The sequence below is a fragment of the Rhizobium sp. LjRoot258 genome, from assembly GCF_964254185.1.
Classification (GTDB): domain Bacteria; phylum Pseudomonadota; class Alphaproteobacteria; order Rhizobiales; family Rhizobiaceae; genus Rhizobium.
Map to the genome: position 1 here is coordinate 2522339 of NZ_CAXUST020000001.1, position 13659 is coordinate 2535997.

At 59.2% G+C, this 13659-nt stretch carries 10 protein-coding genes and 1 pseudogene; 4 read left to right on the forward strand and 7 right to left on the reverse strand.

Features of this window, described 5'->3' with window-relative positions:
* Window positions 1–124: 124 nt before the first annotated feature.
* Window positions 125–2314 (reverse strand): anthranilate synthase, encoded by a 2190-nt coding sequence (locus ACSQ9D_RS12505; RefSeq protein WP_436282485.1) that lies wholly within the window; start codon window positions 2312–2314, stop codon window positions 125–127.
* Window positions 2315–2576: 262 nt separating this feature from the next.
* Window positions 2577–4700, reverse strand: coding sequence for a TonB-dependent receptor domain-containing protein (locus ACSQ9D_RS12510; protein WP_436282486.1), 2124 nt, complete (start codon window positions 4698–4700; stop codon window positions 2577–2579).
* 265 nt (window positions 4701–4965) lie between these two features.
* Here ACSQ9D_RS12510 and ACSQ9D_RS12515 point away from each other — a divergent pair, with 265 nt between their 5' ends.
* Complete coding sequence (locus ACSQ9D_RS12515; protein WP_436282487.1) at window positions 4966–5817, forward strand: extensin-like domain-containing protein; 852 nt, start codon at window positions 4966–4968, stop codon at window positions 5815–5817.
* A gap of 138 nt (window positions 5818–5955) precedes the next feature.
* On the opposite strand, the gene ACSQ9D_RS12520 is transcribed toward ACSQ9D_RS12515, so the two are convergent.
* Both ACSQ9D_RS12520 and ACSQ9D_RS12525 read right to left on the reverse strand, forming a co-directional pair.
* Window positions 5956–6210, reverse strand: coding sequence for a hypothetical protein (locus ACSQ9D_RS12520; RefSeq protein WP_436282488.1), 255 nt, complete (start codon window positions 6208–6210; stop codon window positions 5956–5958).
* Window positions 6211–6266: 56 nt separating this feature from the next.
* Window positions 6267–7946, reverse strand: a complete 1680-nt coding sequence (locus ACSQ9D_RS12525) for a formate--tetrahydrofolate ligase (RefSeq protein ID WP_436282489.1) — start codon at window positions 7944–7946, stop codon at window positions 6267–6269.
* A 155-nt stretch (window positions 7947–8101) separates the two neighbouring features.
* Here ACSQ9D_RS12525 and ACSQ9D_RS12530 point away from each other — a divergent pair.
* Both ACSQ9D_RS12530 and ACSQ9D_RS12535 read left to right on the forward strand, forming a co-directional pair.
* Window positions 8102–8421: pseudogene (locus ACSQ9D_RS12530) on the forward strand (YqhA family protein); the annotation flags it as partial.
* A 301-nt stretch (window positions 8422–8722) separates the two neighbouring features.
* The gene (locus ACSQ9D_RS12535) at window positions 8723–9448 is read left to right on the forward strand and encodes a helix-turn-helix transcriptional regulator (protein ID WP_436282490.1); all 726 of its coding nucleotides are present in this window, start codon (window positions 8723–8725) and stop codon (window positions 9446–9448) included.
* Between the two features lie 9 nt (window positions 9449–9457).
* Here ACSQ9D_RS12535 and ACSQ9D_RS12540 read toward each other — a convergent pair whose 3' ends face one another.
* The 3 genes from ACSQ9D_RS12540 to ACSQ9D_RS12550 all read right to left on the reverse strand — a co-directional run bounded on the left by ACSQ9D_RS12540 (window position 9458) and on the right by ACSQ9D_RS12550 (window position 12436).
* Window positions 9458–10579, reverse strand: coding sequence for a DUF2333 family protein (locus tag ACSQ9D_RS12540; protein WP_436282491.1), 1122 nt, complete (start codon window positions 10577–10579; stop codon window positions 9458–9460).
* 106 nt (window positions 10580–10685) lie between these two features.
* Window positions 10686–11759: a hypothetical protein gene (locus tag ACSQ9D_RS12545; protein WP_436282492.1), complete on the reverse strand. Its 1074-nt coding sequence runs from the start codon at window positions 11757–11759 to the stop codon at window positions 10686–10688.
* Window positions 11760–11833: 74 nt separating this feature from the next.
* Entirely contained in the window at window positions 11834–12436 is a 603-nt protein-coding gene (locus ACSQ9D_RS12550; RefSeq protein ID WP_037118269.1) for a thymidine kinase, read from the reverse strand.
* 235 nt (window positions 12437–12671) lie between these two features.
* Here ACSQ9D_RS12550 and ACSQ9D_RS12555 point away from each other — a divergent pair, with 235 nt between their 5' ends.
* Window positions 12672–13625, forward strand: a complete 954-nt coding sequence (locus ACSQ9D_RS12555; protein ID WP_436282493.1) for a choline ABC transporter substrate-binding protein — start codon at window positions 12672–12674, stop codon at window positions 13623–13625.
* The last annotated feature ends 34 nt before the right edge of the window (window positions 13626–13659 follow it).

Sequence of the window (13659 nt, forward strand, 5' to 3'; positions counted from 1 at the left end):
TTGGAGTAGAAAATCTTGACATGACACGGGAATTTTCCGCGAGCCCGCGCGGCATGGCCACCACGTTGGCCATGCCGCCGATTGTCTCCAAAGAGGCCGAGACGGCCCCGCCTGACGCGTCGTCTCAGGCCGCCTTGGTGTTTGCCTTGCGCGACAGATGGGCGACGACGTTCTCGATCATCCGCATGCCGGCATCGCCGCCAAGCGTCATGATCGATTCCGGGTGGAACTGCACCGCGGCGATCGGCTCCTTGTCGTGCTCGATACCCATGATGGTGCCATCTTCGCTTTCCGCCGTGATGATAAAATCACGCGGCAAGGTCGAGGGATCTGCAAAGATCGAGTGGTAGCGGCCGACCGTCACCTCCTTGCCGAGGCCGGAGAAGACGATGCCCGGCTCCAGCACACGGATGCGCGACGGCTTGCCATGCATCGGCAGCGCCAGATGGCGGAGTTCTCCGCCATAGGCCTCGGCCAGCGCCTGCAGCCCGAGGCAGACGCCGAAGATCGGCAGGTTGCGCGCCCGCGCCTTCTTGATCGTCGCCTTGCAATCGAAATCCTTGGGATTGCCGGGACCCGGCGACAGCACGACCAGATCCGGATCCAGCCGGTCGAAGATCTCTTCCGGCACCGGCGTGCGAACCGTCGAAACGGTCGCGCCGGTCTGGCGGAAGTAGTTGGCCAGCGTATGTACGAAGCTGTCCTCGTGATCAACAAGCAGGATATTGACGCCCTTGCCGACGGCAGCGACGTCGCGGCTGACCTTGCCGGAGTTGCCGGCCTTGGCATCGCGAATGGCGGAAAGCATGGCGGAGGCCTTCAGTTCGGTTTCGGCTTCTTCTTCGTGCGGATCGGAATCGTTGAGCAAGGTCGCCCCTGCCCTGACCTCCGCGATCCCGTCCTTGATCCGAACCGTGCGCAGCGTCAGGCCAGTGTTCATGTCGCCGTTGAAGCCGACCATGCCGATCGCCCCGCCGTACCAGGCGCGCGGGCTCTTCTCATGGCTTTCAATGAAGCGCATCGCCCAGAGCTTCGGCGCGCCGGTTACCGTCACGGCCCAGGCGTGGCTGAGGAAGCCGTCAAAAGCGTCCATGTCGTCGCGCAGCCGGCCCTCGATGTGGTCGACGGTGTGTATCAGGCGCGAATACATCTCGATCTGGCGGCGGCCGATGACCTTCACCGATCCGGGTTCGCAAACGCGGCTCTTGTCATTGCGGTCGACGTCCGAGCACATCGTCAGCTCGGATTCGTCCTTCTTGGAATTCAGAAGCTTCAGGATCTGCTCGCTATCTGCGATCGGGTCCTCGCCACGCTTGATCGTGCCCGAGATCGGGCAGGTCTCGATGCGTCGGCCGGACACACGCACGAACATTTCAGGCGAGGCGCCGACCAGATACTCCTGGTTTCCAAGATTGATGAAGAAGGAATAGGGCGACGGGTTGATTGCCTTCAGGCGCTTGGAAATGTCGGACGGCTTGCTGTCGCAGCGCTCCATGAATTTCTGGCCGGGCACCACCTCGAAGAGATCACCTTTGCGGAAGCTTTCCTTGGCCTTGACCACCAACGCGGCATACTCGCCGGGACGATGGTCGCTCTTCGGCGGAATGGCGTCGGTGCGCTCGAACGGCTCGGCCGGAATGTCGCCCGCCTTGCCCTCGGTCGAAAGCCCGCTCTTTTCGAAATCGTAACGGTCGATCCAGGCCTTGGCAGAGTAGTTGTCGACGACGAGGATTTCATCCGGCAGGTAGAGAACCATGTCGCGCTGGTCGGACGGGCGCGTCAGTTTCAGGTCGATTGCATCGAACTGAAAGGCAAGGTCGTAGCCGAAGGCGCCATAAAAGCCGAGGTTCGCATCCGCCTGCGAATAGAAGAGATCGGTGATAGCGCGCAGCACCGTGAAGACCGTCGGGATCTTCGAGCGTTCCTCCTCGGTAAAAGCACGTTCCGGCATCTTCACCGTCAAATCGAGGCGCCGCGCCGTGGAGACGCCGAGCACCAGATCGGAGACCGTCTTCAGGCGCTCGGTAATGAAGGAGAGGATCACCTCACCGCGCTCGTTGTAGGCCTCGATCCAAACGTCGCGGCCATGGCAAGAAATCCCGAGTGGCGGATCGACGACGGCAGTGTCCCAGCGGGTATAACGGCCCGGATATTCGTAGTTCGACGAAAACACGGCGCCGCGGCGCTCGTCGAGCTTGTCGATACAAGAGGAGACCGCATCGGCATAGGGGATCGCCCGCCGCTGCCGGGTGACGGTAATCCCGCCCCGCGTCTCGTAGATTTCCGCTCCGTCATCCCGAAGGATCGTTACCATTGTTCCACTCCGTTATCGGGGCCCGGGTGACAGGCAGCCTTAAAAACAAAAAAGCCGCCTGGCGTTTTCCGGGCGGCTCACTCGTCGTCTTTGGACACGATAGGTCGAGGCCGCCTCAGCGAGCCCACCACCAAACTGCAATGTTCAAGGACGTGTTCATGGGCGAAATTGTTAGCGTGAGATCGGATCGAGCGCAAGAGCCGAATCGGGGAATGAAAAAGGGCGGTCCAATGGCCGCCCTTCACATCTCTATGCCGCCGGTTCAGAATCTGGCCTTCGCTGTAACCATGAAGGTACGACCGCGACCGGTATCGATCGCCGTGCTCTGGATCGTGCTGGAAGCCGGCGTGTAGGTCTTGTCGAAGACGTTCGTCACGCTCGCCGTCAATTCCAAACCATTTTCCCACTTGTAATTGGCAAAGAGGTCGACGACGCCATAGCCACTCATGAATCGTGGGCGCCCGGCATTCGTTGCATTGATTTGCCCGATGTCAGCCTTACCGGCAGCGTAGAGGCGCGTGCCGACGGTCAGGCGTTGATCTTCAAGAAAGCGCCCACCGAGGGTACCGCTGAAGATGTTTTGCGGAAGATAGCTCTGCACCCCAAAGCCGTTAACCTGCGGCGGCAGATCGGTGTTGGTATGGGTATAGGCAAGATCGCCGAAGACGAAGCCCGCGTCGTACGCCGCCTGGATTTCAATGCCGCGAACGTTCGACGTACCGGGGTTGTTGACGAAGAAGGTCTGCCTGCCGCCGCCGGCAAACGCACCCGTGATGTAGTTGTCGATGTCGTCGTTGAAATAGTTGGCCTTGAAGCGGAAGCTGTCGCCTGCATCCAGAATGCCATCCAGCTTGATGTTGGCGCCGACTTCCCAGCCCTTGGAGGTTTCCGGCTCCAGGAAAGGATTCGGGAAAAAGTTCTGGCCGGTAGAACCGGGGTGTGAGCCGCCAGCGAAGGTTTCATTGATGGTCGGCGCGCGCTGGGTTTCAGCATATGTCACATAGGGCTGGAACCACGCGGTCGGATTGAGCGCAAGGGTGACGCTTGGGTTCAGGCGTCCATCGGACTGATCGACGGTGTATGGACCTGCCGGCATTCCGAGCGGATTGCTGGCAACGACAGAACCCGAACCGTCAAGATCGAAATGATCATAGCGCAGGCCAAGCGTCAGATCCGCCATGCCGTAGGTCAACGTGGTTGTGTCGAAGACGCCGAGGATGCCGCTCTTGCCGCTACCGTTGACGCCACCCAAGGGCTGCGTCCGGCTGTTGATCACGTCGTAATCGTCGTGGAAATACTCGACACCATAGTTCGTGGAGACGGCGACGTCGCCGATATCGAATTTGGAGGTGTTGGAGACGTCGAAGCCAATGCCGGTATCGGTAATCCGGCGACCGGCGGCCGCACCGCCGCCCGTGGCGTTCGTGTCATATTTCATCTCAAGGCGGTTGTAGTAAAAGTTCGTCTCGAAATCGATCAGCTCGTTGTCGCCGGGCGTATAGGCGTAGCTCGCGGCAAACGTCTTGTTCTTCACGTTCTGGAAATAGGAGTTCGCGAAGAAGTCGTTGTCGTAGGTGATGCCGCCAAGTTTGATCGTGTTTTCCGCATTCGGCGTAATCTCAGCCTTCAGCATGCCGGAAAGCAGATCCTGCTCGGTGAAAGGCACGGTAACGCCGTCGCCGTTCTCGTAGTTGCCCGGATCGCTCTTGCTGATACCGCCGAGGACGGCAAAGACATCATTGAACCGATAGGCGCCAATAGCCGATTCGGACCAACCAAGTTCGTTGGTTCCGACCGTCGCTGAGACCATACCACCGTAGTTCTTGTCGCCCTGGATCAGATCATCGATCTCGTAGGTTCGGAAATTGACCGTCCCGGCCAGTGCACCGCCCCCGATACCGGTGATTGCACCGCGGGTCACGTCGATGCCTGCCAGGAAGGCTGGATCCACATAGGTAAATCCTTGCGCCTCATGGCCGGTGAAGCGGAAATTCTGGCGAACGCCGTCGATCGACATGTTGACGCGGCCGGAGCCTTCGAAGCCGCGAATGTTCACGGCCACCCCCGGGTTCTGAGGATTGTTGGCCGTCGACGTTCCGGGAACACTGCGCAGCAGATCATCAGTGCCCTGACCGGACTGGAGGTTGATCTGGTCCGCGGTGACCGTGCTGGAAGGACCCGCCTTGTTGTAGGGATCGTTGGCCGCCTGCCGGCTGCCCTTCACGATGATTGGCGAGAGGAAGGTATCGCCCTCGTTCTTGGCCTTCTGCTCTTCGGCCGTCTTTGCAGTCGAAGGCGCGCTTTGCGCAAAAGCGATGGCGGAAGGCAAAACAATGGCGAGTGCTGTGCAGGCGAGTAGAACCGAGCGCGAGTGCCGGACGATCATGAAATCAACCCCTTGAGAAAAATATCCACCGGGCTGGCTGGTCGTGACGCGGCTGCGTTTTCGATGGGCTGGCTAGGCTTTCTGGCGACGTTTTTCGCCTTCTTTTTGCCGCATAAAAAACATGACTTTAATTGTCAATATATCGGGAGCCAGTTATCTTGATTTAATAAATCATATTTTCATCGTAGCGATCAACGTTGCGAAATTGCAACGAAAACCGCATCCGCACGTTCTCCTCCCGGGTCAACATACAACGGGTGGATGCGTGAAGAATATCATCGTGATTCTAGTGGCACTGGGCTGCATTGGGCTTTTGACCGGCGCACGCCTGCCGCACGAGGGCCCTCATCCGGCGGTCCGTCCAGGTCAATCCAATACGGCGGAGCCCACGCCGCAACGTCCCCCGATACCTGAACCGAAACCGGAGCGAGGCGATGCTGAAACGCCGCCCGCCAAACAGGGTCCTGCCGATTTTTCTAACCAGCCGGAAAAGCAGGGACCGAAACTTCCGTCGCAGCAGACGCTGGAAGAGCAGCATCTGACGATTGCCGCAGAGAGCGATGCCGAGCATTCGGAATGTGAGAGGGAGCTTCAGGTCCTTGGCGTTGTCTTCAAGGACATTTCGCGCATCGATGATGGCAACGGCTGTGGAATCGACAAGCCGATCGAGGTTTCCGAGGCTTTGCCGGGGATCAAATTGAAGCCCGAGGCGGTGTTTCGCTGTCCTGTTGCTCTCGCCTTGGCCCGCTGGATGAAGGAAAGCGTCATCCCGGCGGCAAGCGTCGCCGCAAAGGATCAGGGGCGCATCGTCGCCGTCAATCAGGCTTCGTCCTATATCTGCCGGCTGCGCAATGGCGCGCAAACTGGCAAGGTTTCCGAGCACGCGCGCGGCAATGCGATCGACATTGCAAGCTTCAGCTTCGAAAAAGGCACGGACGTCGCCGTTCAGCCGCGCCGGGAAGATGCAACGCTGATCGGCGCCTTCCAGCGAACGATCAGCGCCGCCGGCTGCCTCTACTTCATGACGGTGCTGGACCCTGAAAGTGACGCAGCCCACGAAACCCACTTCCACCTCGACGTGTTGGAGCGCAACGGAGGATATCGCTATTGTCATTAGAGCGCCGAGCGTTCGGATGGGCGCACAAGGGACGCTCTAACTCTTTGAATCTACACATCGTGCTTTCCGAAGATCGATTCCGGTTTTCGGGCCGATGCTGTAGCTGGCGTCGCCACCTTGCGGCGCCGACTTACCGGTTCAATCACCCGCGCGCCGCGTGCAGACATAGGGTTTCTTGATGCAGGCGATCTTCGGCGTCGAGCAAGCGGCTTTGCCGTCGACCACAGCGCAGATCGAACACTGATCGCTAAATTCCATGCAATCGGGATTACGCTTCATGAAATCGGCCATGCTTTCGGCAGCCGACCACGCGTCGGCCATAGCGCTGTTGGCGATCAGCAAAAGGACCGCCGCTGCAAAAACATAGCGTCGAGTAAAGCCACAGAACGACATCGTCGTTTCCAATCCAGCCGGGTGCACCGCATTTAATCCTTGCGTTGCGGCGAGGTTCAGAACAACCCCTCGATATAGCCCTGATCATTGAGGTAGATCCGCTCCGCCGAGGGCGATCTCGGCAGGCCGGGCATGGTCATGATTTCGCCGGTGATGGCGACGACGAAGCCGGCGCCCGCCGAAAGGCGGACCTCGCGCACCGGCACGATATGTCCTTCCGGCGCGCCGCGCAGGTTCGGATCGGTCGAAAAGGAGTATTGTGTCTTGGCCATGCAGACAGGCAGGTGCCCGTAACCCTGCTCCTCCCAGGCCAGCAACTGGTCTCTCACAGCCTTGTCCGCCGTCACCTCACCGGCGTGATAAATCTTCGAGGCCACGATCTCGATCTTCTCGAACAGGGAGACATCGTCGGGATAGAGCGGCTCGAATCTCGACTGTCCCGATTCCGCAAGCTCGACCACCTTGTAGGCAAGCTCCTCGATGCCGGCAGAACCCTCGGCCCAGTGCCGGCACAGGATTGCCTCCGCCCCGAGGCGGGAGACGAACTCCTTCACCGCTGCGATTTCCGCATCCTTATCCGAGACAAAATGATTGATGGCGACGACGACGGGAACGCCGAACTTGCGAACATTGGCGATATGGCGGCCGAGGTTGGAGCAGCCCTTCTTCAGCGCGGCGACATTCTCCGTTGCGAGATCGTCCTTCCTCACGCCGCCATTCATCTTGAGCGCGCGCACCGTCGCAACAATGACGGCGGCATCGGGCTTCAATCCGGCCTTGCGGCATTTGATATCGAAGAATTTCTCGGCACCAAGATCCGCACCGAAACCCGCTTCCGTCACGACGTAGTCGCCGAGCTTCAACGCCGTCTTGGTGGCAATCACCGAGTTGCAGCCATGGGCGATATTGGCAAAGGGGCCGCCATGCACGAAGGCCGGATTGTTTTCCAATGTCTGAACGAGGTTGGGCTGCATGGCGTCCTTCAAGAGAACTGCCATCGCGCCGTCCGCCTTCAAGTCGCGGGCATAGACGGCCGTCTTGTCGCGGCGGTAGCCGACGATGATGTTGCCGAGACGCTCCTCCAGATCCTTGAGATCCCTGGCGAGGCAAAGAATGGCCATCACCTCGGAGGCCACCGTGATGTCGAAGCCGTTCTGCCTGGGAAAGCCGTTGGCGACGCCGCCGAGCGAGGAGACCATCTCGCGCAGCGCACGATCGTTCATGTCCATCACGCGCCGCCAGCTGACGCGCCTGAGATCGATATCCTGTTCGTTGCCCCAATAGATGTGATTGTCGATCATCGCGGCAAGCAGGTTATGGGCGGAGGTGATGGCGTGGAAATCGCCCGTGAAATGCAGGTTGATGTCCTCCATCGGAATGACCTGCGCATAACCGCCGCCCGCAGCGCCGCCCTTCACGCCGAAGCATGGTCCGAGCGAAGCCTCGCGGATGCAGACGATGGCCTTCTTGCCAATCCGGTTCAGCCCATCGCCGAGGCCGACGGTCGTCGTCGTCTTGCCCTCGCCTGCCGGTGTCGGATTGATTGCTGTTACGAGGATCAGCTTGCCATCGGGCTTGTCTGCCTGCGCGGCAATGAATTGGGCGCTGAGCTTGGCCTTGTCATGCCCGTATGGCGCGAGTTGCTCGGCCGGAATGCCGAGCTTTGCACCGATTTCGAAGATCGGCTGCTTCTGCGCCGCGCGCGCGATCTCGATGTCAGATTTGTATGCTGCCATCCCCGTTTCCCCACTGTTGTCTGCGCTTGATCGGCGCCACATATGTTTCAACGGGATAGCGAAATATCGCGACTGTGAATAGTGCGCTGGTTGCCCAACGCTCGTCCAAGCCTCTGTCAGTCAGACATCGAACCTATCCATTGCGCGGACAAGATATGAAATCACTCGAACTCATTGTCGACCACATCATCCGTCGAGCCGCTGGATACTCGTGGCCTTCTAATATCGGCCTTGCCCTCGCGGCTGGCCGTTTATGCCGTTTCCTTCGACTACAAGTTGCTGAAGGTCGCGGGCGGCGTGTTCATCCTCGATGAGGGTGAAATGATCTTGGCCATGCTTGCATCGTCATGGTGATGATCTTCGGCTACGAAAACGTCGTCAGCCGCTTTTCGACGAGAGCGAGGCCGATGTCTCGTTCATCGGCAAGCTCGACGCCGGCAGCCTCAAGATCAAGGTCGCGTCTTCGATCGCGGCAAAAGCGAAGATGACGGACAAGATCTGATCCCGAAATGATTCGAAAGTCCTTGGCGCCTTGCCGCAGGTGCCCCGAAATTCCGGCCTGCACGGGCGCTCACGTCGCCTTCGCATGGAGGAATGGCCGATTCCGTCTCCTTGGGTTGCGTTTCCAGCGGGCACGAAAACAACCATAGGCCGATCCCTGTGGTTAAAGTAATACAATTGAAATTAATCACTGCGTGCCGCGCTGTTTCGCACTAGCAAATATATCAGTTTGCATATTCTATGACGCTGATATGAAGGTAAGCAGGGACGCATTGATGTCTTACATGACTACCTCGGAACGGCAGCTGTCTCTCGTCACGGAGATTTCAGCGGTCAACACCAGGGCCGAATTCGCACAAGCTCTCGTTGGGGCAGCACGCGCTTACGGTTTCCGGCATGTAACCTTGATGCATGCCCCCGCGCCCGAAAGCATTCTTCTCAAAACCCTTCTCATCGAAACCTCGCTTCCATCCGCATACTTCAACCAGTTCGACCGCGCCCGCATCATGCGCTTTCCGATGCTGTCGACGGGAATGGGCGACTCGGCCCTGCCGCGTTCCTGGAGTCTTTCCGACAATGCCTGCGACAGCATTTTCCCGGATGAGTTGAGCAAGCTTCTGCGCGCCTTCGGCATGCCGACGGGCGTCGCGGTGCCCGCCTATACACGCGACAGTGAGCGAATCCTGTTCTGGCTGGGGGGCGACCGCCCACCGCTCGGGCAGACGGAGCTCAACGAACTCACGATGGTGACCCTCCATTTGCTCGACGCCTATAACCGCACGAAGCAATCGAAGCTCATGGAACACCCGCCCCTTTCTGCCCGCGAACGGGAGGTCGTCCGCTGGACGGCACAGGGAAAAACGTCGATCGAGATCGGCCAGATCCTTTCGCTCTCCGATCACACCGTGAACGCCTATATGACGAGCGCCATCAAAAAGCTCGACTGCGTGAACCGGACGCAGCTTGTCGCCAAGGCGATCCGGATGAAACTGATCAACTGAACAAGGCGCTCAGCGATCGAGCACGGAGCGAATCTCGACGAGATTTGACCGGACGCGAAGAATGTAGAAGCCCATCGTCGCCAGATGGCTCGGCATGATCCAGCCGTCTTCCCGACCGTTGGAAATAATCGCCGGCTGGATTTGCAACGCCGCCTGGAACTGCCTCATCGTTGCGCTAAAGATTGCGCCCAGATTGCGCTCCGCGACGACTTGGGAAAAGTCGGATTGTGCGGCCGCAAGGATCGCGTAGTAGGCATAAAGCTGCCCGTAGGCGAACCAGAAGCGGTCATCGGCGCGTGTATCGAACCAGCCGCGATGATGGTTCTGCGAGCGGTCCGCCAGAACATCGGAGGTGCTACCGAGATCGTTGGCGATGCGGTCGATGAACTGGATCAGGTTGTCTGCGCGTCCATCGAAGATCGCGTTGCAGGCGGCCAGGTCGGTATTGAATTTGCGCAGGCTTTCGAGAGCGGAGCGATAATAGCTTGGTGTCGGCGTCTTCGGCCCGAACGGATTAAGTCCGAAATACCAGCTGTACTCGTCGAACTGCAGATTGCCGCGCGCCCTTTGCAGATCGTTGTTGATCCCTGACGTGCCCCGCACGCGGCCAAGCGTGTCGACGAGTTCGACCGAGGTGCGACGAACCGCCTGGTTCACGCCACGCTGAAACGACGCCTTGTTGTCAAGGAACGGCGTGTGATCCCAGTCGATGCCGAAGAAGCCGAGACGATAGAGGAGCATGGAGGAGATCCACGCATTCTGATTGACGTTGAAGTCCGTCAGATCGGCCGCGACATCGACGATGGCCGAGCGCTGGCAGGTCTTTGCCGCCGACCCGTCTGTTGTCGGCAGCTCCTGACCGGCAGGAACCTTGCGCTCCGAAAGTCGGTACTCGTTCACGAAAGAAGGGTTGAACCCGGACCAGACCTGCGTCTGCCAGATGAAATTGCAATAGAGAACAACAAGCAGCCCGATAAAGCCAAGGATCGGCAACCGGACCATCCATGTCCTCTGAACATACCAGCCACGGGCGGCGATAAATGGCCAGAAAGCCCAGGCGAAGAAGATCCGCGCCCAGCGTGCGATGGTCGCGCCGATCAGCCTGAAAAAACCGGCGATCCGGTCGAGCATCGTCTTCTCCTTGCCGCGATGGGCGAACGTTGTCTGCGCACTGACATATGCGCTCGCTCCGGGAAGGACAATATCATGCTGATATTATTGTTTCTTCGGCGAGAGGCTAGGAGCGCAGAAAGCGCAAGCGGAGACGCTTGGAGATTTTCGTCGTATCGATGATCGGCCCGCCGGAGCTTTCCTCCGGCTCCTGCTGGAAGGCCCCGAACTTGCTCGCGAAGACGGCGTCTGCGGTCCGCTTGCGATGCTCCAATTCCTGCGGCACCAGCATGTTACGCTCAAACAGTTCAATCGGACCGGCAATGGCGGGAAAGAGGTCGGCTGAAATCTGGACCTTTGAACCCGGAATGTCCGTGTCCACCTGTGCCTGATAGATCAGCAGTCGCTCTTCGGTGTCGATCACCATCTTGCGGCTGAGGGCGTTGCACTGGCCGACCTGGCTATTCAGCGCATCGACGAAAAGCTGGAAGAGATTGATGAAGCGTTCGCGGCGCTGGCTATCCTCGCGCATTGCGCGTTCCTCGTCGGCAACACGCTCAGCGTCCGCCTTCAGGGCGCGCCGCTCTTCTTCCATGCGCTCCCATTCGGCCTTGCTTCCGTAAAGGCCAATCCTGCCCTGCGTCGTGAGCGCCTTGGCATTCAATTCCCGGATGCGCAGGCGCGCGATATCGATCTTGTCGACAAGCCGACGGCGCTGCTCGACGATACCGATCAGCCCATGTTCCCCCAACTTATGAAAGTCGATGCCAATCGTGCGGTAGCTCGAAATGACACCCGTGGTGGCATCCGACTTCACCAAAAGGTCGCGCAGCCGCTCCACAACAGGAGCAGCGCGCACTCGCGCGCTATGGCGACGCCACATCCGCTGGCGCGAAAAGCGACCGATGAATTTTTCGCCCGCCGTCAGGCCACGGAAGCTGTCGAGATCCGACGAAACCTTGATCGTCAGCGTATCGAGGACGGAAACGAGTTCCGCGAGGAGATTGGTCAGGCTCGCGCCGTTTGCGACAAACGCCTGGAAGCGGCCGTTCTCGACCAGGAAGCGCTCATCGTCGACGGCGGCCCCTTGGCGTGCAAACTCGCTGATGAAGTCGACGCAGACCCTGGCTTCAAGACGCAACTGTTCCACGAGCGCTCGCGCAGCTTCCAGCTGCGTGTCGAAGGAAAAAGGCTTGCGCACAAGAACGCCTCCATGAATCGGTTATGGCGAAACTAGCGCATAAGCCGCCGAACCGGAATCTGTTTCAGGAACGGTCATACCGCTTCGGCGAGCCATTCCCCGTTCATGGCGTCATCCCAATGGCGCCGACAGAGGGACACGTACTTTTCGTTGCCGCCGACATCGATCTGCGCGCCTTCGCGCAGCACCTTTCCTTCTGCGTCGTGGCGCACCACCATCGTCGCCTTGCGCCCGCAATGGCAGATGGTGCGGACCTCACGCATCTCGTCGGCGATCGCGAGAAGCTCCTCAGACGCCGGAAACAGTTTCCCTTGAAAATCGGTCCTGAGCCCATAGACCATGACAGGAATGTTCATGCGGTCGACGATCCGGGCAAGCTGCCAGACATGCTCGCGCGTCATGAAGTGAGCTTCGTCGACGAAGACGCAAGCGATTGGCTCCCCCTCCTTGCTGAGATCGCCGATCAAGGCCTGCAAGTCCGCTTCCGGCTCGAAGGCGACGGCGCTCGCCTGCAGCCCGATCCGGGACCCGATAATCCCCTTTCCGACGCGCTCGTCGAAGGCCGCAATCAGCAAAACGACACGCATGCCGCGCTCCTCGTAATTATAGGAGGCCTGCAGCAGCATCGTCGACTTGCCGGCATTCATGGTCGAGTAGTTAAAATAGAGTTTTGCCATCGTTTTCTCCGTCTTTCGTTTCTTGGAAGCTCGAAACTGCGAAGAAAAGTCCCTCATTTTGATAATCACAGGAAAATCGAGGCCAGAAACCGTCAAAACCCTTGAAAACCCGGCATTCCGCGAAAAATGCCCTACGTCGCAATCGGGTACTGCAATGCGGCGCAAACGCGCTCGGGTCGCTTGTAAAACTCGGCTATTGGTGATTGGCTTGGGAACGCAAGACTGGGAGTCAAAAATGAAAACGACAAGCGCATTCAAACTGACCACCGCCACCGCAGTTGCCGCTCTCTCTGTCGCAACAGCAGCATTCGCCGCAGATCCCGATAGCTGCTCGGCCGTGCGTCTTTCAGACGTCGGCTGGACGGACATCACCGCCACCACCGCCACAACCGCAGTCATTCTGAAGAACCTCGGCTACGAGCCGGATGTCAAGGTGCTCTCGGTTCCGGTCACCTATCAGTCGATGAAGAACAAGGACATCGACGTGTTCCTCGGCAACTGGATGCCGGCCCAGAAGAAGGACGTCCAGCCCTACCTCGATGAAAAGACTGTCGATTCCCTCGGCGTCAACCTCGAGGGCGCCAAGTACACGCTCGCGACCAATGCCAAGGGCGTTGAACTCGGCATCAAGGATTTCGGCGACATCGGCAAGCACAAGGACGAGCTCGACGGCAAGATCTACGGGATCGAGCCGGGCAACGACGGCAACCGCCTCGTCATGACCCTGATCGAAAAGAACGAGATGGGAATGGGCGGCCTTGAACTCGTGGAGTCCTCCGAACAAGGCATGCTGGCCCAGGTCGCCCGCGCCGAAAAGGAAGGCAAGCCGGTCGTATTCCTCGGTTGGGCGCCCCATCCGATGAACGAAAACTTCAAGATGACCTATCTGACGGGCGGCGACAGCACCTTCGGTCCGAACTTCGGTGGCGCGACGGTCTACACCAACACCCGTGCCGGCTACACCACCGAATGCCCCAACGTCGGCAAGTTGATCTCGAACCTGAAGTTCAATCTGGAAATGGAAAACCAGATCATGGGCAAGATCCTCAACGATGGTGAGGATCCGCAGGTCGCCGCGACCGAGTGGCTGAAGGCAAATCCGAACGCAGTCGATCCCTGGCTCGCAGGCGTCACGACGAAGGACGGCAAGGACGCCCTTGCCGCCGTGAAGTCGGGCCTCGGCCTCTGAAACTGATGAACGGGGCGGCCCTCGCCGCCCCTTC

Bases quoted from the DNA above. Each gene is read 5' to 3' on its own strand.
- ACSQ9D_RS12505 (WP_436282485.1), bottom strand. From the start codon at position 2,314: ATGGTAACGATCCTTCGGGATGACGGAGCGGAAATCTACGAGACGCGG.
- ACSQ9D_RS12510 (WP_436282486.1), bottom strand. From the start codon at position 4,700: ATGATCGTCCGGCACTCGCGCTCGGTTCTACTCGCCTGCACAGCACTC.
- ACSQ9D_RS12520 (WP_436282488.1), bottom strand. From the start codon at position 6,210: ATGTCGTTCTGTGGCTTTACTCGACGCTATGTTTTTGCAGCGGCGGTC.
- ACSQ9D_RS12525 (WP_436282489.1), bottom strand. From the start codon at position 7,946: ATGGCAGCATACAAATCTGACATCGAGATCGCGCGCGCGGCGCAGAAG.
- ACSQ9D_RS12535 (WP_436282490.1), top strand. From the start codon at position 8,723: ATGTCTTACATGACTACCTCGGAACGGCAGCTGTCTCTCGTCACGGAG.
- ACSQ9D_RS12540 (WP_436282491.1), bottom strand. From the start codon at position 10,579: ATGCTCGACCGGATCGCCGGTTTTTTCAGGCTGATCGGCGCGACCATC.
- ACSQ9D_RS12550 (WP_037118269.1), bottom strand. From the start codon at position 12,436: ATGGCAAAACTCTATTTTAACTACTCGACCATGAATGCCGGCAAGTCG.
- ACSQ9D_RS12555 (WP_436282493.1), top strand. From the start codon at position 12,672: ATGAAAACGACAAGCGCATTCAAACTGACCACCGCCACCGCAGTTGCC.